The sequence below is a fragment of the Pseudomonas sp. UBA6323 genome, assembly GCF_002439135.1.
GTDB lineage: Bacteria > Pseudomonadota > Gammaproteobacteria > Pseudomonadales > Pseudomonadaceae > Aquipseudomonas.
This window is the reverse complement of sequence record NZ_DJSX01000002.1, coordinates 114,054-136,168: the sequence shown is the minus strand read 5'-3', so window position 1 is coordinate 136,168 and position 22,115 is coordinate 114,054. Positions and strand designations below refer to the sequence as shown.

Genomic DNA, 22,115 nt, shown 5'->3' with positions numbered 1-22,115 from the left:
CGATTAACGCCAATCAGCCGTTCAGGTAAGGCGCGCAGCACTTCTTGAACTTCTGTCCGCCCTGGCAGGGACAGGGGTCATTGCGTCCGACCTTCAGCGGCACCGTCGGATCGAGGAAATACCAGCGTCCATCCACCTGAACGAAGGCGGAGCATTCGCGGTGACGATGTTCGCCCTGCTCGTCGTGCCAGTGGGCGACGAAGGCGACCTGCGCATGTTCGGGCTTGCCGCCGAACACCTCGCTGCCTTCCACCTCAAGACCGAGCCAGGTGCTCTGCGCACTCCAGGCAGCCATGGCCTCGTGATCGAGCGCATGCTGCTGGTGGGGCAGGGTGGTGGCCACCAGATAGTCCACCAGGCCCAATACATAGGCGCTGTAGCGCGAGCGCATCAGCAGCTCCGCGCTGGGCGCGTGGGTGCCTGCGTGATAGTGGCCGCAGCACTGACTCAGCGGGTTGCCACTGCCGCAGGGGCAATTGGGATCGAGTGGATTCATCGCTCTACCACCAGTATTTGCCGAAATTTTGTGGATTGGCCCAGAACTTTGCGTTCAACCAGTCGGGAACTTGCTTGTAATCGAGCAGATCATAGGTGAACAGATGCAGGGTCTGTCCCTCGCGCTGGAACTGCTCACTGGCCTGCATGGCCAGGGCGAACAGGTCGGTTTCCTGCCAATCCGCTGCCTTGAGGTCGAGCAACACGGCGACCCGGCTGGCGTTGAGGTTGCGAATGCCACCCAGTAGCTGCAATCCATCGCGTTTGGGTAAGTGCTCCAGACAGTCGACCAGAATCGCCAGGTCGAAACGCTGTGCGGCCAGTTCGGGCGCCAGGGGGGCAGCAGGTGCAGTGGTGACCTGACACTGCGGATGGGCGCTGTGAAAGGCGCTGACTGCGGGTAGTTCGCTCGCCCCGAGCAACAGCAGTTTCTCGGGCGTGTAGCGGGCAAGCAGTGCCGCAATGGCCTGCTGTGGAGTACGGGTGCTAAGGCTGGCGGTCATCGAACTTCCTCGAAAAGTCTGCAAAGACTAACGTGGTGTCGGGATCAGGCCTAGAGTGAGAGAAAATTATCCGCAGAAGCTGCTATAGCTGGCGGATTGTACAACTCCTGTCTTTACTACTATTGAGTCGGTTATGGGCCGATGAACATTGGAGACCTAAAGTATGAGTATCACAAGGAACGCAGTACCCCTGATTCTGGCTAGTACCATGCTGACCGGCTGTGCCGGCCTGCAGAAAACCGACTGGCCCACCTGCGCGGCGGTAGGCGGTGTGGGTGGTGCAGCGTTAGGGGCGATCGAAAGCTCTACCTGGGCCGGTGGTGGTGCGCTGGTGGGTGCCGGTATGGCTGCCGCGTACTGCTGGGTACATGGTGCCGAAGCTCAGCAGGTTGCCGTTGTCGAAGAAGAAGTCGTGATGGTCGAGGAAGTCGCCGTGGCCGAGCCAGCCGAAGCCGTGCGCGTCGAGCTGGACGTCAAGTTCGATTTCGACAAGTCGCAGGTCAAGCAGGAAAGCTATGGCGATATCAAAGCCCTGGCTGACTTCATGAAACAGTACCCGCAGACCAGCACCGTGGTTGAAGGTCATACCGACTCCGTGGGTAGCGATGCCTACAACCAGGGCCTGTCCGAGCGCCGCGCCAGCGCTGTTCGTGACGTTCTGGTCAACCAGTACGGTGTCGAGTCCGGGCGTGTGCAGGCGGTGGGTTATGGCGAGAGTCGCCCGGTTGCCGACAACGCCAATGCCGATGGCCGTGCGATCAACCGTCGCGTAGAGGCCGAGGTCGAAGCTCAGCCGTAAGGCGCTTGGCTGCACGAAGGCGTCAACCGCAAAGGCCCGGCCGGTTCTCCATCGGTCGGGCCTTTTCTTGTGTGTAGCCCTGGTGCCGTCTTTACTCCTGTGATGCCGGCAACATGCCGGTATCACAGGAGACACCGCCATGAGAATTGCGCTTTCGAGGGTTTTACCCTTTCTCCTGGTCAGCAGTGTTCTTTCGGGTTGTGCCACGACTTCCAGTACGGGAGACGCGCCGCTCAACCAGGGGAACTGGCCCCTGTGCAGTGCGATTGGAGCCTTGGCCGGTGGCGGCCTCGGTGCAATCGAGAGTTCGACCTGGGCAGCAGGCGGCGCGGTAGCCGGCGCTCTGCTGGGCACCATCATCTGTTATGCGCAGGACGGTGACGAGGATGGCGATGGTGTGTTCGACCGCCGTGATCGCTGCCCCGGCACGCCTGCAGGTACAGCGGTAGGTCATAACGGCTGTCCATTGCCGCACTATCCGGCCAGTGTAGCGGCCGAGCCGGCGATGGAGCCGCAGATGGAGGATGAGGTCATCGTCCTCAGCGATCTGGGTAACGTGCTGTTCGCCTTCGACTCGGCCGAGCTGACTGCCGATGCTCAGCGCCTGCTCGCCGATGTCAGCACACGTCTGGCTGGCGCGAGCCTGGTCGCGGTCAGGGTTGTCGGGCATACCGATAGCGTCGGCTCCGATGCCTACAACCAGGGCTTGTCCGAGCGTCGCGCACGCAGTGTTGCCGACTTTCTCATCGCCCAGGGCGTGCCCGCCGGCAAGCTCAGTAGCGAAGGGCAGGGTGAGAGCCAGCCGGTGGCAGACAACGGCAGCGATGCCGGACGTGCGCAGAATCGCCGTGTGGAGTTGCACGTTTCCCGTTGAAGCAGGGCGGCGCAGTCCGCGTCATTCGGTTTGACTGCGCCGCTTTTTCGCAAGGCGATACGTCCAAGTCATGGAAAATAATCCTTCGCTCTGGTGGTCCACGCTGCGACCGGTTAACGTGCTGCGCTATTAGAAAAACCGAGCATGAGGGCGGGGATGAAAGCACTGTTGATCATGGGCAAGGCGCTGGCCTTGGCCTTCTGGCTGGTGTTCGGGGCGGCGTTGGCCAAACGTCTGGGAACTCCATTCGAGCAATTGGTCTACCTGCTCGCGGCCTTCCTTGCGCTGCTGCATGGCGCGCAGTTGTGGCTGTTCTCCGGCCTGTTGTCCGGTCGCGCCAGTCCCTGGCTGGACCGTATACAGGTGCTGCTGTTCGGCATCTTCCATCTGTATCCGCTGAAGACCGTGCAACAGCCCGCTACTGTCACTACCGCGACTATCGAGGAGGCTGCGCATGCGTAATCTCGCGTTTTTGCTCTGTCTGTGCGCCGGTACCGCGCTGGCAGATGCCCAGGTCAAGGTGCCGTCCAATACGCTGATGCGCCTGCCCGTTGCCAGCAGCAGCCTGCAGCTCGAACGGCTGGAAGTGGCGGATCAGGCGACTCTGATGATTCCGGCGACGGTGATCGAGTTACGCATCGGCGAGCTGCTGATGGGGCGCGACGCTCGCATCGGCGTGGCACCGGGCGATCAGCCGCTGCGTCTCGTCGTCGAGAACGCCGATATCGGTGCCGGCGCCTGGATCAGCGCCAAGGGCGCCGCCGGTACCTATACGCGGCCGGCGACACCGGGGCGTGAGATCAGCCTCAAGCTACACAAGCTGAAATTCGAATCGCTGACGCTGGATGTACGCGGCGGCCAGGGCGCGCCGGGTTATGCCGGGCTCGATGGCGCGCATGGCCAGCCGGGTGGCTGCACCTGGGGCCAGGCCAGCGCGGGCTACGATGGGCAGGATGGCACCGATGGCCACGACGGCGCTGCCGGCGGCCAGGTGACGCTGGAGGTGCCGCACTATGTCGAGGTCGAGCGTATGCAGGTGCTGCTCGATGGTGGCGCAGGTGGCGTTGCGGGTTCGGCGGGGCGCCCCGGCCGCGGCGGCGCGGCCAAGGGCTGCCTGCTCTACGGCGTGGACGGCGCTGCCGATGGCAAGCCTGGTCAGCCAGGGCGCGAAGGTGCCGCAGGTAGCAGCGGCGCCGTGCAGGTGTTCCGCTTCTAAAGGTTGCTGCCTTCGTTCGCTCACTGCAGGCGAAGGCAGCCTCGCCAATCAGAATGAAGGGCGCATGGCCACCAGCGTCATCAGCGCCAGACCGATCAGCAGGTTGCTGCCCACCACCCTGCGAATCCGTCCCAGAACCTCGCCGCCGGCTGGCCAGTTTTCAGCCTCCACGGCGCGCCGCAGCTCCGGCAGTTGCAGCGCCTGAATGCGCAGGAACAGGGCGAGCATCACCAGGTACAGCCCCATCATGATGTGCACATAGCGCGGTGCGGCGTCGAAGCCGCTATAGCTCATGTGCAGCATGCCGACGCCGGTCAGGGGCAGGACCAGCACCGCCAGCCACACCCAGACGAAAAAGCGCTTGAACACGCTCAGCCACAGGCGCAGGCGCGCGGGCGGTTCCAGCGTTTCGACCGTAGCTGGGCGCAAGATCATCCAGGCGAAGAACATGCCGCCGACCCAGGCGACAGCGGCCAGCAGGTGCAGTGCGTAAAGCGGTGCGTAGGGTGTCATGTAGCGTCTCCAGTGGGCCGTTTGGCAGTTCGCGGCATTCGATTGGCATGCGAGTCTGCGCCGGATCGATTGGCGCGTTATGATAGCGGCCGCTCCGCGAATACTGAAAATTTATCCAGCCTTTTTCGTTTCAGAATCCATGCTCAGTACCGAACTCAAGACCCAGATCCAGGGCGCCTACTCGCGCTTTCTCGAGGCCAAGTCGCTCAAGCCGCGTTACGGCCAGCGCCTGATGATCGCCGAGATTGCCAAGGTGCTCGGCACCATCAGCAGCGACGACGAGGGCAAGCGCCTGGGCGACCCCGCCGTGGTGGCGGTGGAGGCGGGCACCGGTACCGGCAAGACGGTGGCCTACAGCCTGGCCACCATCCCCACCGCCAAGGCGGCGGGCAAGCGTCTGGTGATCGCCACTGCCACCGTGGCGCTGCAGGAGCAGATCGTGCACAAGGATCTGCCGGATCTGCTGCGTAACAGCGGGCTGAATTTCAGCTTCGCCCTGGCCAAGGGCCGTGGCCGTTACCTGTGCCTGTCCAAGCTCGACCATCTGCTGCAGGACGGCGCCGCGCAGAGCGCCACCGCCCAGCTGTTCGAGGAAGAAGGCTTTCGCATCGATGTCGACGAGCAGGGGCAGAAACTGTTCACCGCGATGATCGAGAAGCTCGCTGGCAACAAGTGGGACGGTGATCGCGACAGCTGGCCACAGGAGCTGGAAGACAGCCGCTGGGCGCAACTGACCACCGACCACAGCCAGTGCACCAATCGCCACTGCCCGAATTTCCAGCAATGCGCCTTCTATAAGGCACGCGAAGGCATGGGCAAGGTCGACGTGATCGTCACCAACCACGACATGGTGCTGGCCGACCTGGCGCTCGGCGGTGGGGCGGTGCTGCCCGACCCGCGCGAGACCATCTATGTGTTCGACGAAGGCCACCATCTGCCGGACAAGGCCATCGGCCATTTCGCCCATTTCACCCGCCTGCGCTCGACCGCCGACTGGCTCACGCAGATCGACAAGAACCTGACCAAGCTGCTGGCGCAGAATCCCTTGCCTGGCGATCTAGGCCGCCTGATCGAACAGGTGCCGGAGCTGGCACGCGAGCTGAAGACCCAGCAGCAGTTCATGTTCAGTGCCTGTGAAGAGGTCGCCGACTTCAAGGCCGGTGAGGATATGGAAGGACGCGAGCGCCCGCGCCATCGTTTCGTCGGTGGGGTGGTGCCGGAACATCTGACCGAACTCGGGCTGGAGCTGAAGAAAGGCTTCTCCAAACTCAACGACCTGTTCACCAGCGTTACCGAGTTGCTCAAGAAGGCCATGGATGGCGAGGGTGCCGTGGGCATCGCCAGTCACCAGGCCGAGGAGTGGTATCCGCTGTTCGGCAGCCTGATGGCACGCGCCAAGGGCAACTGGGAGCTGTGGCTGGCCTTCACCGCCGAAGACCCGGAAGAGAGCCCGCCCATGGCGCGCTGGCTGACCCTGGCCGAGAGCGGGGCGCTGTTCGATATCGAGGTCAACGCCAGCCCTATCCTCGCCGCCGAGACTCTGCGCCGCAATTTGTGGAACGTCGCCCATGGCTGCCTAGTGACGTCCGCCACGCTGACCGCGCTGGGCACCTTCGACCGCTATCGCATGCGCGCCGGGTTGCCCAGGGTGGCGGTTACCGCCATCGTGCCGAGCCCCTTCCATCATGCCGACGCCGGCCTGCTGCACGTGCCGGATCTGAAGGCCGATCCGCGCGAGGCCGCGGCGCACACCGCGGCGATCATCCGTGACCTGCCGGGCCTGGTCGCCGGCAGCCGCGGCTCGCTGGTGCTGTTCTCCTCGCGTAAGCAGATGCAGGACGTGTTCGATGGCCTCGACCGCGACTGGCGCAAGCGCGTGTTCATCCAGGGCAACCTGTCCAAGCAGGAGACCCTGAACAAGCACAAGGCGCGCGTCGATTCCGGCGAGGAGAGCGTGCTGTTCGGCCTGGCCAGCTTCGCCGAGGGCGTCGATTTGCCCGGCGCCTACTGCGAGCACGTGGTGATCGCCAAGATTCCCTTCGCCGTGCCGGACGACCCGGTGGAGGCGGCGCTGGCCGAATGGATCGAGGCGCGCGGCGGCAATCCATTCATGGAGATCGCCGTGCCGGACGCCTCCTTGCGCCTGGTGCAGGCCTGCGGTCGTCTGCTGCGCACCGAGGCCGACCGCGGCACCATCACTCTGCTGGACCGGCGCGTGGTTACCCAGCGTTACGGCAAGGCCATCCTCAATGCTCTGCCGCCGTTTCGCCGGCAGATCGATTAACAGGCTGTTGAAAAACTATCTGCGTTGGCAATACTGCGTCAAAAACGGCCTCAAAATGCTCATTTACAACGCGTAAACTGCGCTTTTTCGGCCGTTTTTTCCTTGTCTTGCCTGCCTCGCCTACGTTTTTCAACGGCCTGTCAGGCGGCCTATTCGCCGCCCTTGTTACGCTGCTCCAGCTCATCACCCAAACGCCCCAGCGTCGGCCGGATGCCGGCGCGGTGAGCAGCGCGGGCGATGGCGTGCGCAGCCAGCGGGGCGCTGGCCAGCAGAATCAGCAGGCCGAGAAAGGCCTCCAGGGCCAGTTCGCCGCTGCTGGCCAGGGCTACTGCGCCGAGTAATAGAACCGCACCGAGAACCCCGGCCTTGCTCGCCGCGTGCATGCGGCTGTAACTATCGGGCAGGCGAAGCACGCCAATCGCGCCGAGCAGGGAAATCAGCGCGCCGCTGAGCACCAGCAGCGAGGCCAGCCATGCTTGGATCTCGTTCATGGGCGTTCCTCGCGTTTTTCGGGCATCCGGCTGTGAGCGTCATCGAACAGGAAGGCGAAAGCCGCCGTGCCGAGAAACGACACCAGCGCCAGCAAAACCGCGACGTCGACGAACAATGCCTCGCCGCGCATCAGGCACAGCAGTGCCATGGCCGCGACAGCCAGCAGGGTCAGGGCATCGATCGCCACCGCACGATCCGGTCGGCTCGGCCCGCGCAGTAGGCGATACAGGCTGATCAAACCGCTCAGCGCGAGCAAGACTGCAGCCAGGGGCAGTACCCAGGCGGCGCCGGCAAGGTGCAGGGTCATGGCGTTACTCCTTCTGCTTGGCCTGCGTCGAACCAGGCCAGCAGGCGACGTTCCAGCTCGATGAGAATGTCGGTCACGTCCTCGCGGCGGCGCGCATCGAGGGCGTGGATATAGAGCAAGCCCTGCTCCGGGTCGTAATCCAGGGCCAGAGTGCCGGGGGTCAGGGTCAGCAGGGTACCGAGCAGCGTCACTTTGCCCACCTCGCGTCGCGTGACCGGGTAGGCCAGTATCGCCGGCTCTACGTCGACCCGACGCGCCAGCACCAGGGTGGCGACGTGATAGGTGGCGAGAAACACCTGGGCGATGAACCACAGGCAGAAGCTGATGCCATGCTCCAGGCTGCGTGCGTAACGGCGCAGGCGCGCCACTGCCACGCCCAGCAGGCGCACCAGCAGGTAGAGCAGGGCGAAGGCCAGCAGGCCGCCGCCCAGATGGCCGGCGCCGAGGCTCCAGGCCAGTACGGCGCTGGCCAGCAGATGGATGAGAAACAACATCAGGCACCTCCTGCGCTGGCGAAAGGTTGCAGATAGGCCTGCGGATCGGCGAGCTGCGCGGCGGCCGCCACGGCGTAGTCGATTAGCGGGCCGGCGCCCAGGCCGATCAGCACGGTCATCACCGCCAGGGCGCTCATGCCCAGCCAGGCCGGACGCATGCCGGTGACCACTTGCAGCGCCTCCTCACCCTGTGGATGAGGCTTGAGGAAAGCCTCGTTCCAGATCTTGTTCATCGACAGCAGTGTGAACACGCCGGTCAGCAGGGCGATGCCGGCCGCCCACCAGGCCGCGGCATCCAGGCTGGCCTTGACCAGCAGGAACTTCGCCCAGAAACCGGACAACGGCGGGATGCCCGCCAGCGAAAGGGCCGGAATGGCGAACAGCAGCGCCAGCCAAGGCATGCGCTTGTACAGCCCACCCATGTCGGCCAGCCGTTCGGAGCCGCAAATGCGCGCCGCCAGACCGCCGATGAAGAACAGGTTGGCCTTCACCACGATATGGTGGATCAGGTAGAACACTGCACCAGCCAGCGCCAACGGCGTGGCCAGCGCCAGGCCGAGGATCATGTAGCCGACCTGGCTGACGATATGGAACGACAGGATGCGGCGCACCTCGGTCTGCGCCGCCGCGCCGAGCACGCCCACCAGCATGGTGGCGCAGGCGACCCACAGTAGCAGTTGATGGGGTAGGCCGTATTCCGGCCAGAGCAGGGTCACCAGGCGGATCAGCGCATATACGCCGACCTTGGTCAGCAGCCCGGCGAACATTGCTGACACGGCGGTGAGGGCCACGTGGTAGGTGGCCGGCAGCCAGCCGAACACCGGGAACAGCGCCGCCTTGATGGAGAACGACAGCAACATCAGCAGCAGCGCCGGGGTGACGCCGGGCGGCGCTTCGCCGCTGCGCATGATCACCGCCAGTTCACCCATGTTCAGCGTGCCGCTGGCGCCGTAGACCAGGCCGGCGGCGAGCAGGAAGATCAGCGTGGCGAACAGGTTAAGCGCCACGTAGGTCATGCTGCCGGCCAGCCGGCGGCTGCCACCGCCGAGGGCCATCAGGGCGAAGCAGGCAATCAGCAGCACCTCGAACCAGACGTAGAGGTTGAAGATATCGGCGGTGATAAAGGCGCCGCAGATGCCGGTCAGCAGGCCCTGGATGAACAGGTGGAAGTCACGGCCGACCTTGCTGTCGTTGTCCTTGGCAACGCCATAGAGCAAGGTCACCAAGGCGACCACGGCGCTGATGGCGATCATCACAGCCGACAGCCGGTCGATCACCAGGCTGATGCCGAACGGTGCCTGCCAACCGCCGACCTGACCAGTCAGCACCACGCCCTGCGCGGCCTGCCAGACCAGCGCCAGGCCCACTACCAGCAGCAGGGCGGCACCGCTCAGGCTGAGCACACGTACAGCCAGCAGGTGGCGACGCAGGATGATCGCCAGCAGCAGGCTGCACAGCGGAACGAGGATCGGTGCAACGAGTAACGCGTGGTTCATCGGCGAGCCTCCACACCGTCGCTTTCATGCTCGCTGTCGTGCCAGTCCGGCGCCGGTTGCTCGGTGATCGAGCTGACCGAGTCGGTGGTCTTGTCGCCATGCAATTCGCGGGTGCGCTTGAGCAGCGCCAGGGCGAAGATGAACAGACTGAAACCGATGACGATCGCTGTCAGCACCAGCGCCTGCGGTAGTGGGTTGGCGGCGTCGACCGTATTGCCGGCCTCGACGAAGGCTGGACGCTCGCCGAAGAAGCGCCCGGCGGTGAGAACACCCAGGTTGATTGCGTTACCCAATACCACCACACCCAGCACGACACGCTTGAGGTTGCGGTCCAGAAGCATCCACAGGCCCAGACCTGCCAGGCCTCCGGTCGTGATTGCAGCGAGCCATTCCATCAGTGGCGAACTCCCGTGAGCTTGTCGATCATGTGCAGGGCGGAGCCGAACACGGTGAGGAAAACGCCGATATCGAAGAGCAAAGGCGTGCCCAGCGGCAGCCCGCCGGGGAAGGTCCAGAGACCGGTGAGAAAGGCACTGCCGGCGATCAGCCCGAGGATGCCGGCGCCTGCCGCGCAGCCCAGGCCGATGCCGATCAGTTGCGCGGGCGCCACCGGCAGCACACGGCGAATCTGCCCGTGGCCATAGGTCAGCACCAGCAGGATCAGGCCGCAGGCCGCCACCAGTCCGCCGATGAAACCGCCGCCCGGCAGGTTGTGCCCGCGCCACAGCAGCAGCAGCGAGGCCGCCAGCATCAGCCAGGCCAGCGGGCGCAGGCCCTGGCGCAGCAGCGGCGAGGTGAAGGCATCTTCACCGCCGTGCTCGTTGCCGAAGCGTCGGCCACTGCCAAGCAGGCTGGCTGCGGCAAGGGCGGAGAGCGCGACCACGAGAATTTCGCCGAGGGTATCGAAGGCGCGGAAGTCCACCAGAATCACGTTGACCACATTGTGGCCATGCCCTCCCGGCAGGCTGTTGGCCTGATACCACTGGGCGATTTCCCCCGGCAGCGGCAGGCTCACCGCGAGCAGCAGGGCGCCGGTCACGCTGAGACCGAAGAGGATCGCCACGCCGGCATGCAGACGGCGCTTCCAGGGCGCGCGGGCTCCGCTGGCCGGCACCGTGGGCATCTTGCGAAATACCAGGGCAAGGAAAATCAGGGTGAGGGTTTCCACCATCAGCTGAGTCATCGCCACGTCCGGCGCATTGACCGAGACGAACACCAGCGCCAGACCCAATCCGCAGGCGCCGAGCGCCGCCAGCAAGGTCAGGCGACCAGGCAGGAACGCCGCCGCTACGCCACCGGCCAGCGCCAGCAGGCAGCCGGCCAACCCCAGCGGCGATATCGGGCTGTAGCTGCCTTGCAGCAACTGGGGCAGCGCTGGCAACAGGCCGACCGCGAGCAGGCCGCCGACCGCCAGCGCCAACAGCACCAGATGCTGGCGCAGCGAGCCGTGCTGGAAGCGCGCGGCGAGCAGCCCGGCGAGGTGGAAGACGTGCTTGAGCAGGCGATCCCAGATCAGGTCACCGCTGACGTTCCAGGCCGCGTTGGCGCTGTCCAGTAGATGCCGCACGCGGTCGCGCATCACATAGAACAGTACCCCCAGCGATACGGTCAGCAAGCTGGCCAGCAGTGCCGGGGTGATCCCGCCCCACAGATAAAGGTTCACATCCACCGGGCCGCGGGCCACGGCTTGCACCGCGTTGTTCACCAGCCAGGTTTCCGGCCAGGCATTCCAGGCGCCGAGCAGGAAGCCTCCGACGGCCAGCAGCATCGGCCCCAGCCACATCGGCAGACCGACCTCATGAGGCGCGCGCGGATAGTCGCCACGCTTGCCAAGGAAGGTCTGCAGGAACACCAGGCCGGCAGCGGCGAACAGCAGCGCATTGGTGAGGATCATCACCAGGGTCACCGCCCAGCCGATATGACCCATCTCGATCAGGCCGCTGTACTTGAACTCCTTGGCAATGAAGCCGAAGAACGGCGGCAGGCCGGCGTTGGAGAACGCCGCCAGCGCCACGGCTGCGCCGGTCAGCGGCATGAAGCGGATCAAACCCCCGAGGCGCGCCAACTCGCGGGTCCCGGTTGCATGATCGATGGCGCCGACGGCCATGAACAGCGCACCTTTATAAAGAGAGTGCGCCACCAGATAGAGCACGAACGCCTGCAGACCGTAGCTGGTGTTGGTGCCGATCAGCATGGTCAACTGACCGAGTACGGTGACCGTGGTGTAGGCCAGCAGGCGCTTGAGATCGGTCTGGCGGAAGGCGAGGAAGGCGCCGAGCACCGCCGTTGCAGCGCCAAAGGTAATCAGCAGGGTGCCCCAGCCGATGGAGCCGCCAAGCACCGGGTTCAGGCGGGCCAGCAGGTAGATGCCGGCTTTGACCATGGTCGCCGAGTGCAGGTAGGCGGACACTGGCGTCGGAGCATTCATCGCGTTGGGCAGCCACAGGTGAAAGGGCACCTGTGCCGATTTGGTGAAGCAGCCGAGTAGCACCAGGGCAATGATCGCCGGCAGCAGTACATGGCCTTCGATCTGTTCGGCGCTGAGGCTGGAAAACTGCCAGTTACCCGTGGCGCCGCCGAGCAGGATCAGGCCTGCCAGCAGCGCCAGCCCACCGCCTCCAGTGATCAGCAGCGCCTGCAGCGCCGCCCGGCGCGAGACGGCCTTTTCATGTTGGAAGCTGATCAACAGGAAGGAGGCGATACTGGTCAGCTCCCAGAACACGAACATCGCCACCAGATCGTCGGCCAGCACCAGGCCGAGCATCGCCAGCATGAACACCAACAGATAGGCGTGGAAGCGGCCGAGGTGCGCGTGGCTGGACAGGTAGCTGCCAGCGTACAGAACGATCAGGCTGCCGATGCCGCTTATCAACAGGGCGAACAGCAATGAGAGGCCATCCAGGCGCAGGCTGAGGTTGATACCCAGTGCCGGAATCCAGCTCATGCTCTGCACGACGGCCTCGCCACCGGCAATCAGCGGAATCTGTTGAACGAACCAGATGAAGGTCACCAGCGGTGCCAGCATCAGCAGCCAGCCCGTACGAGCGCCCAGCAGGCGCGTCAGACCGGGCGCCGCAACTGCAGCCAAGGCGATCAGGGACAGTAGGTAGAGCACTCGTTTCTCCTGTTCCGAGCGTCGAAGCCAAGGCGGCCTGATAATCACGCACTTGCCTGTGGCCGGCCTTTACCGGCTGACAGGGCTGCAGGGCGTATCGGTCATATCAGGCCGCGCTTTTTTTCAGAATAGGAAAAACCAATCGAACATCGCTATTTTATGAAGTTTCAGAACATTGCATGATAGGCGGCTGCCATCATCGGCAGCTTTGGCCAGGCAGCGAAACGGGAGGACAGCGTGCAGATTCAGGGCTATTTCGACTTGCGCTTCGAGGCGGTGAGAGACGCATTCGCCGCACTGTTCGACGACGCGCAGGAGCGGGGCGCGGCCCTGTGCGTGAAGGTCGGCGGTGAAACCGTGATCGACCTGTGGGCCGGGGTGATGGACAAGGACGGCCAGCAGACCTGGCACGGCGATACCATTGCCAACCTGTTCTCTTGCACCAAACCCTTCGCCGCGGTCGTGGCCCTGCAGCTGGTAGGCGAGGGCAAGCTCGACCTGGATGCCCCGGTGGCGCGTTACTGGCCCGAATTCGCCGCCGCCGGCAAGGAGCGCATTAAGGTGCGCCACCTGCTCTGTCATCAGGCCGGCTTGCCGGCCCTGCGCCAGACCTTGCCCGCCGAGGCACTGTACGACTGGCAGACCATGACCGACGCGCTGGCGGCCGAACAGCCCTGGTGGCCGCTGGGCGAGGGCCATGGCTACGCGCCCATCACCTACGGCTGGCTGATCGGTGAGCTGATTCGCCGGATCGAAGGACGCGGCCCGGGCGAGAGCATCGCCGCGCGCATCGCCAGGCCGTTGGGCCTGGATTTCCATGTGGGCCTGGACGACAGCGAATTCGACCGCGTCGCCCATATCGCCCGCGGCAAGGGCAATCTCGGCGATGCCGCCGCGCAGCGCCTACTCAAGGTGATGATGAGCGACGCCAGCGCCATGAGCACGCGCTCGTTCACCAACCCACCGTCGATCATGACCAGCACCAACAAACCGGAGTGGCGACGCATGCAGCAACCAGCCGCCAACGGTCATGGCAACGCGCGCAGCCTGGCGGGCTTCTATGCCGGCCTGCTCGACGGCAGCCTGCTCGATGCCGAGCTGCTGGGCGAAATGACCCGTGAGCACAGCGTCGGTGACGACAAGACCCTGCTGACACGCACGCGTTTTGGTCTGGGCTGCATGCTCGATCAGACCGAGGTGGCCAACGCCACCTACGGCATGGGCGCGAAAGCCTTCGGCCACCCGGGTGCCGGAGGCTCCAGTGGCTTTGCCGATCCGCAAAGGGACGTGGCATTCGGCTTCGTAACCAACAATTTAGGACCGTTCGTCTTGATGGACCCCCGCGCACAGAAACTTGCACGTCAGGTTGCGGACTGTATCTGATTGAAACGGCTACACTTGCGCCAGCCGTTCAGTACCAACCATAACGAACTGACCATTAGATTTGCGTAATCACGGGGGCTACATGCGTGCCAACAAGATTTTTGCTTTTACCTGCTGCCTGCTGATCGCGGGCTGTGCCGGCTCGGAAAAGAAGGAAGTCGCCAAGCCGGCGGCGATGCCTGCGCCCCAGGTGACCCGCGCCTGGCTTGACGAATATGAGCCGAAGCTGCGCGAAGCGGTCAAGGACAGCAAGTTCGAGTTCGAGCGTCGGGAAAATCTGTTGGTGGTGACGGCGCCGGTGCAGGGTTCCTTCAACCCGGACCGTCCGCACATGCTCCTGCCTGCCAGCCTGGGTCCGATCACCCGCGTAGCCAAGCTGCTGGAAACCGACGAAGACATCGCCGTAGTTGTTCTTGGCCATGCCGATAGCAGTGGTGACGCTGCATTGAACCGCGACCTGAGCCAGCAGCGCGCACGTGCCGTGACCTCCATCTTCCGTCTCAGCGGCCTCAAGCAGACTCGCCTGCAGGTCATGGGCCTGGGGTCCGACATGCCGCGCGCCGCCAATGACAGCGCAGCTGGTCGAGCGCTCAATCGCCGCGTGGAAATCCTCCTGACCTCGCGTGACACCATGCAGGGCCTGATCGCCAAATACAGCCAGCCGGTCAAGGCAGAGCTGAAGGATGCGCCCAAGGTAGCTGCCGCAGATCAAGGAAAAGCGGGCAAGTAAGAGTAAGCTTGCAGGCATTTCCACACTGCGAGGGCTGGCGACCAGACGGATTGGTTTCTGGCCCTGTCCTTAGGAGCTGCCATGACCCAAACCCTGGCCGATATGCGCCGCGACTACACCCGCGACGGCCTGAGCGAAGCCCAGGCCCCGCTGGAACCTTTTGCCCTGTTTCGTCAGTGGTTCGATGACGCGGTCAAGACCGAGCAATTGCCGGTCGAACCCAACGCCATGACCCTGGCCACTGTCGACGAACAGGGGCGTCCTCATTGCCGCGTGCTGCTGCTCAAGGGCGTCGACGAGCGAGGCTTCACCTTCTTCAGCAACTACGACAGCGCCAAGGGCCGTCAGCTGGCGGCTCGTCCCTTTGCCGCCATGACTTTCTTCTGGCCTAGCCTGGAACGTCAGGTGCGTATCGAAGGCCGTGTTGAGCGCGTCACCGCCGCCGAATCCGATGGTTACTACCAGGTACGCCCGCTGGGCAGCCGCATCGGCGCCTGGGCTTCGCCACAGAGCAGGGTGATTCGTGATCGCGCGGAGCTGGAGAATCTGCTGGCCGAGACCGAAAAACGCTTCCAGGGCCAGGCGCCAAATTGCCCGCCGCACTGGGGCGGCTATCGCCTGCTGCCCGATCGCATCGAGTTCTGGCAGGGCAGGCCAAGCCGCCTGCATGACCGGCTCAACTATCGCTTCGAGGGCGAGGCGTGGATTCGCGAGCGGCTGGCGCCTTGATGCAAAGACCGGCGTGGTGAGCACGCCGGTCTAGTGCAGGGTCCAAAGAGCGAAGCGAACGGCTTCGACGCGTTTGTCAGGCCGCGAGGTGCAGGATATTCGGCGGCGCCTTGCCGTAACGGGTCCGTATCGTTCGATCAGTCAGGCTCACCGACGCCAACTCGGGCATCATCGGGACTTCTGAGCAAGAGGCTGCCTGCCAGGTCCAATAGGCAGATCGGTGGGATCTTCTTCTCGATCTTCCATGAGCGGCCTCTCGCAAACCTCGTCGTCGCCTATGGTCGGCATCAGCTTTCCATGCCGCGCATAGCCGGCGGCTATACAACACCGCTACGCACTGAGGGCTGCCTTTTCCCAAGCCGTCTATGTGGCCCGATTAGCAGGCGACCCTTTGCCTGATTTGCTTGTCTATAAGGTACAAGCCGCTCATGGACTAATCGATGACCGCGTTCGACTGGCAGCGCATGCTACTGGATGATTTCCCCCTGCTTTTTCTGGGAGAAGTCGCGTTTCGTGCCCTCTTCGCATTCATAGTCGTTTTCGTTTTTCTCAAAGTCAGCGGTCGCCGTGGCATTCGGCAGTTGTCGCTGTTTGAACTGGTGGTCATCCTGACGCTTGGCTCGGCCGCAGGCGATGTCTCCTTTTACGAAGACGTGCCCCTTCTGCCGGTCGCAATGGTTTTCGCCTCGCTGCTGCTGCTTTATCGCCTGACCGTGCTGGCAATGAGTCGCTGCAGGAGATTCTCGATTTGGATGGAGGGCGAGCCGGTCACGATCATCAGAGAAGGGCTCTACGATCTGGACAGCCTGAGGCGTTTGAAGATCTCGTCTGACGAGTTCTTCATGGAGCTTCGCCAGCAGGGTGTCGAGCACCTTGGTCAGGTGCGGCTGGCCATTCTTGAGACCGACGGTGAAGTCAGTCTTTATTTTTACCCAGCAGAGGCCGTCAAGTCCGGGCTGTCTGTGTTGCCTCAAGAATACCGCCCGGCCTACGTACGGGTGCCATCAAGCACCGTTTACGCCTGCACCCGCTGTGGCAATACTCAAATTATCGAGGCTGAGCAGCAGGCAATCTGCCCTCGCTGTGAAAATACTCAATGGACGCTCGCATCGAGTGAGCCACGCTTGCGCTGATTGCAAATAATCCGATGTAACTGGTTTGAGTTTCTCAGTTCTGCTGTCCCCATTCTGGAGTCAGCGGCAGCTGGCCTTGGCAGGCGTGTATTGAAGACGGATTACTGCTTTCCGTCCGTCGATAGTTTTCGCATACGGCCGGCGTTTCCGGCCATTAGCGGATGATGTTTCCAGCGCCGCGCCAATCCCGCCTCCGCGCTACGAGCAAAAAGATCACAACCTCCGGATCGCGCTCTCCTGGCAGCCGCTTTTTTTGCCGGCAGCGGCCCTCTACACCTCTTCGGCAGCCGGCCCGCCACCTACCGCCGAGCATGCCAATTGCCAATAGGGCTGTGCGAAGCGAGCACATAAGATACCCTTGCGCCACGAATCAACCGGGATGCTGTGAATCGAAGATGGGTTTTGAACAACTAGCCGAGCTACGTGACCGCCTGCGGGCCGAGAAAAAGCAGGTAGAGCAGGTACAGCAGGCAAAGAGCGAAGGCGCCAAGCCGCAAAAGCGCAAGCAACCGCAAAAAGCCAAGGTGCGTGAGCAGGATCCGGCCGTCGAGGCGATCTGGCGGCTGCAGAAGCATTTCCCTCTGGCCTTCCCGGTCAATCCTGCGCCGAAGGTGCCGCTGAAAGAGGGCATTCTCAAGGATGCCGAGCAGCATCTGTCGTTGCTCGGCATCAGCCTCGAGCAGCTCAAGCTGGGCATTGCCGCCTGGTGCCGCGGCGGACGCTATTGGTCTGCGATGACCGAGAACGCGCCGCGCCTGGACCTGCAAGGCCAGCCCGTGGGCGTGGTGACGGCAGGGCAGGCGTTGCATGCCCGGCAGCAGGCCAGGCGCCAGCGTATGGAGATGCGCCGCAACCAGGCCAAGGCGAAAGCGCCGGCGGCCGACCAAGCCGCTGACAGCAGCGCGCAGCCAGGCGCCGAGTAACCCACCTTCTGGTACAGCCCGAGGATTGCTCGGGCTCGCCAGCGCATCGTGCCGCCCAACGGCCTACAATGGCGGCCTCATTCGCGAGGCCGCTTCCGATGCTCGAACTCGACTCCACCCTGGCGCAGCATATCGTCGACCGCGCCATGGCCATCCTGCCGTACAACATCAATGTGATGGATGCGCAGGGCATGATCATCGGCAGCGGCGACCCCAGCCGCCTGCATACCCGCCACGAGGGCGCGCAGCTGGTGCTGGCCAACCGTCGCGTAGTGGAGATCGATGCGCAGGCAGCGGCCTGCCTGCGTGGCGTCAGGCCCGGGGTTAACCTGCCCCTGCTACATGCCGAGCGCCTGATCGGCGTGCTTGGTATCACCGGCGACCCCGAGACCGTGCGGCCCTATGCCGAACTGGTGCGCATGGCCGCGGAAATGCTGGTCGAGCATCGCATCCTGCAGGCCGAGCGGCACTGGCAGCGGCATCAGCAGGAGGCCTGGTTGCGCCAGTTGCTTGATCCGCAACTGCGCCTGTCCAGTCTCGAGGTCGATGTCGAACGCCTGGGGCTGCAGCTGACCTGGCCGCGGCAGATGTGCCTGCTGCAACTCGATGGTGAGGGCGATCCTCTACCACGCCAGGCGCGTCTGTTGGCGTCCCTGGGTGGCAAGAGCGAACACCTGGTGGCGCCGCTCGGCCGCCACGAGCTGCTTTGGTGCAGGCCCTACAGCGCCACGCGCGATGATCGCGCCTGGCTGCAGCAGGCCGACGAGCGTGAGTGGGGCATACTCTCGCTGGCGCTCAGCGATCCCCTGCATGATCTTGCCGAGCTGCGCCAGGCCAGTCTGGTGCTGCGTGACCTGCAGGCCTACGGCCAGGCGCGTTTCCCCGAGCGTCGTCTGCTGCAGCTGGACGAGTTGCGCCTGCCGACGCTGCTCTATGCCCAGCGCCACAGCTGGCTCCTGCAGGGCTGGCTGGCGCCCCTGCGCCAGGTTCTCGCGCAGGATCCGCAGGGCACGTTGCGGGCGACTTTGGAGGCATGGTGCGCGCATGACGGCCAGGTGCAGACCTGCGCCCAGGAACTGGGTATTCACCGCAATACCCTTCGCTATCGCCTGGAGCGCATCGCCGAGCTCAGTGGCCTGGATCTCAACCGGCTGGATCAGCGTCTGCAGCTATCCTTGGGGCTGGGATTGCTGGAGCCGGAAGTGGCCGCTCAACCGAGCACCCGGTAATTCCCCTCAGGTAGCCAGCGAAGCCAGGTAGCCTTGTGCGATTGCACAGCCTGCTGCGCCTTGCTTCGTTTGATTTGGTGCTGATGCACAAGGCGAGGGCAGGGTGGCCTGAGCCACAATGTTGCGCCTGTCGGCACTTACATCCGGGCCACGCGCCCGCCATAACAACAACGAGGAGACTGGTCATGGGCCTGGTCCTGATTCTGGTAGCACTGATCGCGTTCATCGTGCTGTCCACTACCCGTTTGAAACTGCACCCCTTCCTGGCGTTGCTGGCCGCTGCACTGATCGCCGGCTTCGCCTACCAACTGCCCAGCGGCGAAATCATCAAGACGATGACCGCCGGCTTCGGCGGTATTCTCGGTTACATCGGCATCGTCATCGTGCTCGGCACCATCATCGGAGTCATCCTCGAGCGTAGCGGCGCTGCAATCACCATGGCCGAGACGGTGATTCGCCTGCTGGGCCAGCGTTTTCCCACGCTGACCATGTCGATCATCGGCTACCTGGTATCGATTCCAGTGTTCTGCGACTCCGGCTACGTCATTCTCAATTCGCTGAAGAATGCCCTGGCCGCGCGCATGAAGGTTTCCGTGGTGGCCATGAGCGTGGCCCTGGCCACCGGCCTGTACGCCACCCACACCTTCGTACCGCCGACCCCCGGTCCGATCGCCGCGGCTGGTAACCTGGGCCTGGAAACTTCCCTGGGCCTGGTGATCCTGGTTGGCCTGCTGGTGGCAGCGGTCACCGCCGTGGCCGGTATGTTCTGGGCCAATCGTTTCCTCAAGCAGAACGACCAGGAACTGCTGGAAGAGGCACCGAGCGAGCTACTCGCCGATAACGTCGACTTCGATGCGCTGCGTGCCCGCTACGGCAAACTGCCCAGCGCCTGGCAGGCCTTCTCGCCGATTTTCGTGCCTATCGCGCTGATCTGCCTGGGCTCGATCGCGGCCTTCCCCAGTAAGCCGTTTGGCGAAGGCGCGCTGTTCGAGGTGCTGAGCTTCCTCGGTCAGCCGGTCGCTGCGCTGCTGGTAGGTCTGGTGCTGGCCTGCTCGCTGCTCAAGGGCGAGGGCAAACGTCAGCAGTTCCATGATCATGTCGCCCACGGCCTGAAAGAGGCTGCGCCGATCCTGCTGATCACCGGTGCCGGTGGCGCCTTCGGTGCCATCCTCAAGGCCACCGCCTTGACCGGTTACCTGGGCGACACCCTGTCGGCGCTGGGCATCGGCCTGTTCATGCCGTTCCTGGTAGCTGCCGCGCTGAAGAGTGCGCAGGGTTCTTCCACTGTTGCCCTGGTGACCACCTCGGCGATGGTCGCGCCGCTGCTGGGCAACCTGGGCCTCGACAGCGAGATGGGCCGCGTGCTGACCGTGATGGCCATCGGTGCCGGTGCCATGACCGTTTCCCACGCCAACGATAGCTTCTTCTGGGTGGTAACCCAGTTCAGCCGCATGAGGGTGGCCACCGCTTATCGTGCACAGACCATGGCGACGCTGGTTCAGGGTATCGCCGGTATGGCTGCCGTCTGGCTGCTGAGCCTGGTTCTGCTGTAATCCGCTATACCGACAGGCGACCAGAAGGTCGCCTGCCTCCTTTCGAGGTTCCTATCATGAAAATCGTCATCGCTCCCGACTCCTTCAAGGAGAGCCTCAGCGCGCCCGATGTGGCCGCTGCCATCGCACGCGGCTGGCAGCAGGTGTTTCCCGAAGCCGAATGTCTGCTGCGGCCAATGGCCGACGGCGGCGAGGGCACGGTCGATGCGCTGTTGGCGGCCGTCGGCGGCGAGCGTCGTGAGCACGAAGTGCGCGGCCCCATGGGCGCGCCGGTCAAGGCGCATTGGGGCTGGCTGGGGCAGGGTACCGCGGTGATCGAGATGGCGGCGGCCAGCGGCCTGCATTGGGTGCCGCGCGAGCAGCGCGACGCTCGCCTGGCCTGTAGCTTTGGCACAGGTGAGCTGATCCGCGAGGCGCTGGATGCCGGTGCCACGCGCATCATTCTTGGCCTGGGCGGCAGCGCCACTAATGATGCCGGCCTCGGTCTGCTGCAGGCGCTGGGGATGCGTTTTCTCGATACCAGCGGGAATGAGCTGGCGCCAGGCGGTGCGGCATTGGCGAATCTCGATCAGCTCGATCTGAGCCGCCTCGATGCGCGCCTGCTCAAGGTGCAGATCGAGGTCGCCGCCGATGTCGATAATCCCTTGTGCGGGCCACGCGGTGCTTCTGCCGTGTTCGGCCCGCAAAAGGGCGCAACGCCCGAGCATGTCGCCGAGCTTGACACCGCGCTCGGCCGTTTCGCCCGGGTCGCCGCCGCTACGCTGGGCGAGGATCACGCCGAGTTTCCAGGTGTCGGCGCTGCAGGTGGCCTCGGCTTCGCTGCGCGTGCTTTTCTCAAGGCGAGCTTCCGTCCCGGCATCGAGCTGGTAGCCGAACTGTCCGGCCTTGCTGCTGCGATGGAGAATGCGGATCTGGTGATCACCGGGGAAGGGCGCATGGATGCCCAGACCCTGCACGGCAAGACGCCCGTCGGTGTGGCGCGCGTGGCGCGTGCGGCCGGGGTGCCGGTCATCGCCTTGTCCGGTAGCCTGGGTGACGACTATCAGGCGTTGTACGAGGCCGGCATCGAGGCCGCGTTCAGCCTGGCGCCGGGGCCGCTGTCGCTGGAGCAGGCGATGGCCGGCGCGGCAGGCGAGCTGCAGGCACGCGCCACGGATATCGCAAGGCTGTGGCGCCTTGCCCGCTCCTGACTGGGCGAACCTAGCTGAACTCGGTCTGTCAGACATAACAATTGTTAATGCGCAGTCGTGACAGTTGCGCGCCCCCGGCGTCTAATGGATCAAGATACCTCTGGAGGAATTGCTATGCGTAAACCTACTCTGCTCATCACCTCGCTGGCCGCGCTGCTGGCCCTTGGCGGTTGCCAGTCCAGCCTGACCGGCGACACCTACAGCCGCGACGAGGCCCGGGCGGTGCAAACGGTACGCATGGGCACCATCGAGTCGTTGCGTCCGGTCAAGATCGAAGGCACCAAGACTCCGGTCGGCGCTGGCGCCGGTGCCGTGGTTGGCGGTATTGGCGGCAGCGGCCTGGGTGGTGGGCGCGGCAGCGCGGTGATGGCCGTGGTCGGTGCCGTCGCCGGTGGCCTGCTTGGGGCGGCAGCCGAGGAGGGCTTCACTCGCACCCAGGGTGTGGAGATCACCGTGCGTGAGGACGACGGTACCATGCGTGCCTACGTGCAGGAAGTCGAGCCGAACCAGGTGTTCCGTGTCGGCGAGCGCGTGCGCATCATGACCGTCAACGGTACCAGCCGCGTCACTCACTGATCGTTGTAGACAAGCCGGAGCAGTCAAGGCTGCTCCGGCTTTTTTGTGTCCGGCTATAGTGCTGAGCGGTCGTCGGCATCC

22 protein-coding genes and 1 pseudogene are annotated in these 22,115 nt (G+C 64.2%); 14 read left to right on the top strand and 9 right to left on the bottom strand.

Going from position 1 to position 22,115, the window contains the following annotated elements:
• Window positions 1-13 precede the first annotated feature (13 nt).
• Window positions 14-496, bottom strand: coding sequence for a YchJ family protein (locus tag B3P22_RS00830; protein ID WP_296269501.1), 483 nt, complete (start codon window positions 494-496; stop codon window positions 14-16).
• 4 nt (window positions 497-500) lie between these two features.
• A complete protein-coding gene (locus tag B3P22_RS00825) occupies window positions 501-998 on the bottom strand; it encodes a DUF6231 family protein (protein WP_197855272.1) in 498 nt (165 codons plus the stop codon).
• Window positions 999-1,443: 445 nt separating this feature from the next.
• Between B3P22_RS00825 and B3P22_RS00820 the strand changes: the two are divergent.
• From B3P22_RS00820 to B3P22_RS00805, 4 genes and pseudogenes are all read left to right on the top strand, one after another.
• A pseudogene (locus B3P22_RS00820) lies at window positions 1,444-1,797 on the top strand (OmpA family protein); the annotation flags it as partial.
• A gap of 139 nt (window positions 1,798-1,936) precedes the next feature.
• Complete coding sequence (locus B3P22_RS00815) at window positions 1,937-2,671, top strand: OmpA family protein (RefSeq protein ID WP_296269500.1); 735 nt, start codon at window positions 1,937-1,939, stop codon at window positions 2,669-2,671.
• Window positions 2,672-2,827: 156 nt separating this feature from the next.
• Complete coding sequence (locus B3P22_RS00810; RefSeq protein ID WP_296269499.1) at window positions 2,828-3,133, top strand: DUF1145 domain-containing protein; 306 nt, start codon at window positions 2,828-2,830, stop codon at window positions 3,131-3,133.
• Window positions 3,126-3,887 carry a collagen-like protein gene (locus B3P22_RS00805; RefSeq protein ID WP_296269498.1) on the top strand — a complete coding sequence of 254 codons (762 nt, stop codon included), beginning with the start codon at window positions 3,126-3,128 and terminating at the stop codon, window positions 3,885-3,887. Before B3P22_RS00810 ends, B3P22_RS00805 begins: the two co-directional genes overlap by 8 nt.
• 48 nt (window positions 3,888-3,935) lie before the next feature.
• Here B3P22_RS00805 and B3P22_RS00800 read toward each other — a convergent pair whose 3' ends face one another.
• Entirely contained in the window at window positions 3,936-4,400 is a 465-nt protein-coding gene (locus tag B3P22_RS00800) for a CopD family protein (RefSeq protein WP_275544462.1), read from the bottom strand.
• A 139-nt stretch (window positions 4,401-4,539) separates the two neighbouring features.
• On the opposite strand from B3P22_RS00800, the gene dinG reads away from it, so the two are divergent.
• Window positions 4,540-6,684 carry an ATP-dependent DNA helicase DinG gene (dinG, locus tag B3P22_RS00795; RefSeq protein WP_296269497.1) on the top strand — a complete coding sequence of 715 codons (2,145 nt, stop codon included), beginning with the start codon at window positions 4,540-4,542 and terminating at the stop codon, window positions 6,682-6,684.
• Window positions 6,685-6,833: 149 nt separating this feature from the next.
• On the opposite strand, the gene mnhG is transcribed toward dinG, so the two are convergent.
• From mnhG to mbhE, 6 genes are read right to left on the bottom strand one after another with little or no spacing between them, the layout of a single operon-like run.
• Window positions 6,834-7,175, bottom strand: a complete 342-nt coding sequence (gene mnhG, locus B3P22_RS00790; protein WP_296269496.1) for a monovalent cation/H(+) antiporter subunit G — start codon at window positions 7,173-7,175, stop codon at window positions 6,834-6,836.
• The gene (locus B3P22_RS00785) at window positions 7,172-7,483 is read right to left on the bottom strand and encodes a monovalent cation/H+ antiporter complex subunit F (protein WP_296269495.1); all 312 of its coding nucleotides are present in this window, start codon (window positions 7,481-7,483) and stop codon (window positions 7,172-7,174) included. The genes mnhG and B3P22_RS00785 overlap by 4 nt, the downstream gene beginning before the upstream one ends.
• Window positions 7,480-7,977, bottom strand: coding sequence for a Na+/H+ antiporter subunit E (locus B3P22_RS00780; protein WP_296269494.1), 498 nt, complete (start codon window positions 7,975-7,977; stop codon window positions 7,480-7,482). The genes B3P22_RS00785 and B3P22_RS00780 overlap by 4 nt, the downstream gene beginning before the upstream one ends.
• Window positions 7,977-9,473 (bottom strand): proton-conducting transporter membrane subunit, encoded by a 1,497-nt coding sequence (locus B3P22_RS00775; protein WP_296269493.1) that lies wholly within the window; start codon window positions 9,471-9,473, stop codon window positions 7,977-7,979. The genes B3P22_RS00780 and B3P22_RS00775 overlap by 1 nt, the downstream gene beginning before the upstream one ends.
• Window positions 9,470-9,868, bottom strand: a complete 399-nt coding sequence (locus tag B3P22_RS00770; protein ID WP_197855281.1) for a sodium:proton antiporter — start codon at window positions 9,866-9,868, stop codon at window positions 9,470-9,472. Before B3P22_RS00770 ends, B3P22_RS00775 begins: the two co-directional genes overlap by 4 nt.
• Window positions 9,868-12,588, bottom strand: coding sequence for a hydrogen gas-evolving membrane-bound hydrogenase subunit E (gene mbhE, locus B3P22_RS00765; RefSeq protein ID WP_296269492.1), 2,721 nt, complete (start codon window positions 12,586-12,588; stop codon window positions 9,868-9,870). Before mbhE ends, B3P22_RS00770 begins: the two co-directional genes overlap by 1 nt.
• A gap of 237 nt (window positions 12,589-12,825) precedes the next feature.
• On the opposite strand from mbhE, the gene B3P22_RS00760 reads away from it, so the two are divergent.
• From B3P22_RS00760 to B3P22_RS00720, 9 genes are all read left to right on the top strand, one after another.
• Window positions 12,826-13,971: a serine hydrolase domain-containing protein gene (locus B3P22_RS00760; protein WP_296269491.1), complete on the top strand. Its 1,146-nt coding sequence runs from the start codon at window positions 12,826-12,828 to the stop codon at window positions 13,969-13,971.
• Window positions 13,972-14,053: 82 nt separating this feature from the next.
• Window positions 14,054-14,701, top strand: coding sequence for an OmpA family protein (locus tag B3P22_RS00755; protein ID WP_197855284.1), 648 nt, complete (start codon window positions 14,054-14,056; stop codon window positions 14,699-14,701).
• A gap of 81 nt (window positions 14,702-14,782) precedes the next feature.
• Entirely contained in the window at window positions 14,783-15,430 is a 648-nt protein-coding gene (gene pdxH / locus B3P22_RS00750) for a pyridoxamine 5'-phosphate oxidase (RefSeq protein ID WP_296269490.1), read from the top strand.
• Window positions 15,431-15,870: 440 nt separating this feature from the next.
• Window positions 15,871-16,563, top strand: a complete 693-nt coding sequence (locus B3P22_RS00745; protein WP_296269489.1) for a DUF421 domain-containing protein — start codon at window positions 15,871-15,873, stop codon at window positions 16,561-16,563.
• Window positions 16,564-16,958: 395 nt separating this feature from the next.
• On the top strand, window positions 16,959-17,486 hold the full coding sequence (locus B3P22_RS00740) for a ProQ/FinO family protein (RefSeq protein WP_296269488.1): 528 nt from the start codon (window positions 16,959-16,961) through the stop codon (window positions 17,484-17,486).
• 98 nt (window positions 17,487-17,584) lie between these two features.
• Window positions 17,585-18,715: a sugar diacid recognition domain-containing protein gene (locus B3P22_RS00735; RefSeq protein WP_296269487.1), complete on the top strand. Its 1,131-nt coding sequence runs from the start codon at window positions 17,585-17,587 to the stop codon at window positions 18,713-18,715.
• A 185-nt stretch (window positions 18,716-18,900) separates the two neighbouring features.
• A complete protein-coding gene (locus B3P22_RS00730) occupies window positions 18,901-20,268 on the top strand; it encodes a GntP family permease (protein WP_296269486.1) in 1,368 nt (455 codons plus the stop codon).
• 56 nt (window positions 20,269-20,324) lie between these two features.
• Complete coding sequence (locus B3P22_RS00725) at window positions 20,325-21,458, top strand: glycerate kinase (RefSeq protein ID WP_296269485.1); 1,134 nt, start codon at window positions 20,325-20,327, stop codon at window positions 21,456-21,458.
• A gap of 114 nt (window positions 21,459-21,572) precedes the next feature.
• Window positions 21,573-22,034 carry a hypothetical protein gene (locus tag B3P22_RS00720; RefSeq protein ID WP_197855291.1) on the top strand — a complete coding sequence of 154 codons (462 nt, stop codon included), beginning with the start codon at window positions 21,573-21,575 and terminating at the stop codon, window positions 22,032-22,034.
• The last annotated feature ends 81 nt before the right edge of the window (window positions 22,035-22,115 follow it).

What these genes read in the sequence shown, in the direction of transcription:
- B3P22_RS00720 (WP_197855291.1), top strand. Translation starts at nt 21,573, where the DNA reads ATGCGTAAACCTACTCTGCTCATCACCTCGCTGGCCGCGCTGCTGGCC.
- B3P22_RS00775 (WP_296269493.1), bottom strand. Translation starts at nt 9,473, where the DNA reads ATGAACCACGCGTTACTCGTTGCACCGATCCTCGTTCCGCTGTGCAGC.
- B3P22_RS00810 (WP_296269499.1), top strand. Translation starts at nt 2,828, where the DNA reads ATGAAAGCACTGTTGATCATGGGCAAGGCGCTGGCCTTGGCCTTCTGG.
- B3P22_RS00780 (WP_296269494.1), bottom strand. Translation starts at nt 7,977, where the DNA reads ATGTTGTTTCTCATCCATCTGCTGGCCAGCGCCGTACTGGCCTGGAGC.
- B3P22_RS00825 (WP_197855272.1), bottom strand. Translation starts at nt 998, where the DNA reads ATGACCGCCAGCCTTAGCACCCGTACTCCACAGCAGGCCATTGCGGCA.
- B3P22_RS00800 (WP_275544462.1), bottom strand. Translation starts at nt 4,400, where the DNA reads ATGACACCCTACGCACCGCTTTACGCACTGCACCTGCTGGCCGCTGTC.
- pdxH (WP_296269490.1), top strand. Translation starts at nt 14,783, where the DNA reads ATGACCCAAACCCTGGCCGATATGCGCCGCGACTACACCCGCGACGGC.
- B3P22_RS00755 (WP_197855284.1), top strand. Translation starts at nt 14,054, where the DNA reads ATGCGTGCCAACAAGATTTTTGCTTTTACCTGCTGCCTGCTGATCGCG.
- B3P22_RS00745 (WP_296269489.1), top strand. Translation starts at nt 15,871, where the DNA reads ATGACCGCGTTCGACTGGCAGCGCATGCTACTGGATGATTTCCCCCTG.
- B3P22_RS00740 (WP_296269488.1), top strand. Translation starts at nt 16,959, where the DNA reads ATGGGTTTTGAACAACTAGCCGAGCTACGTGACCGCCTGCGGGCCGAG.
- B3P22_RS00735 (WP_296269487.1), top strand. Translation starts at nt 17,585, where the DNA reads ATGCTCGAACTCGACTCCACCCTGGCGCAGCATATCGTCGACCGCGCC.
- B3P22_RS00815 (WP_296269500.1), top strand. Translation starts at nt 1,937, where the DNA reads ATGAGAATTGCGCTTTCGAGGGTTTTACCCTTTCTCCTGGTCAGCAGT.
- dinG (WP_296269497.1), top strand. Translation starts at nt 4,540, where the DNA reads ATGCTCAGTACCGAACTCAAGACCCAGATCCAGGGCGCCTACTCGCGC.
- B3P22_RS00830 (WP_296269501.1), bottom strand. Translation starts at nt 496, where the DNA reads ATGAATCCACTCGATCCCAATTGCCCCTGCGGCAGTGGCAACCCGCTG.
- B3P22_RS00725 (WP_296269485.1), top strand. Translation starts at nt 20,325, where the DNA reads ATGAAAATCGTCATCGCTCCCGACTCCTTCAAGGAGAGCCTCAGCGCG.
- B3P22_RS00770 (WP_197855281.1), bottom strand. Translation starts at nt 9,868, where the DNA reads ATGGAATGGCTCGCTGCAATCACGACCGGAGGCCTGGCAGGTCTGGGC.
- B3P22_RS00805 (WP_296269498.1), top strand. Translation starts at nt 3,126, where the DNA reads ATGCGTAATCTCGCGTTTTTGCTCTGTCTGTGCGCCGGTACCGCGCTG.
- mnhG (WP_296269496.1), bottom strand. Translation starts at nt 7,175, where the DNA reads ATGAACGAGATCCAAGCATGGCTGGCCTCGCTGCTGGTGCTCAGCGGC.
- B3P22_RS00730 (WP_296269486.1), top strand. Translation starts at nt 18,901, where the DNA reads ATGGGCCTGGTCCTGATTCTGGTAGCACTGATCGCGTTCATCGTGCTG.
- B3P22_RS00785 (WP_296269495.1), bottom strand. Translation starts at nt 7,483, where the DNA reads ATGACCCTGCACCTTGCCGGCGCCGCCTGGGTACTGCCCCTGGCTGCA.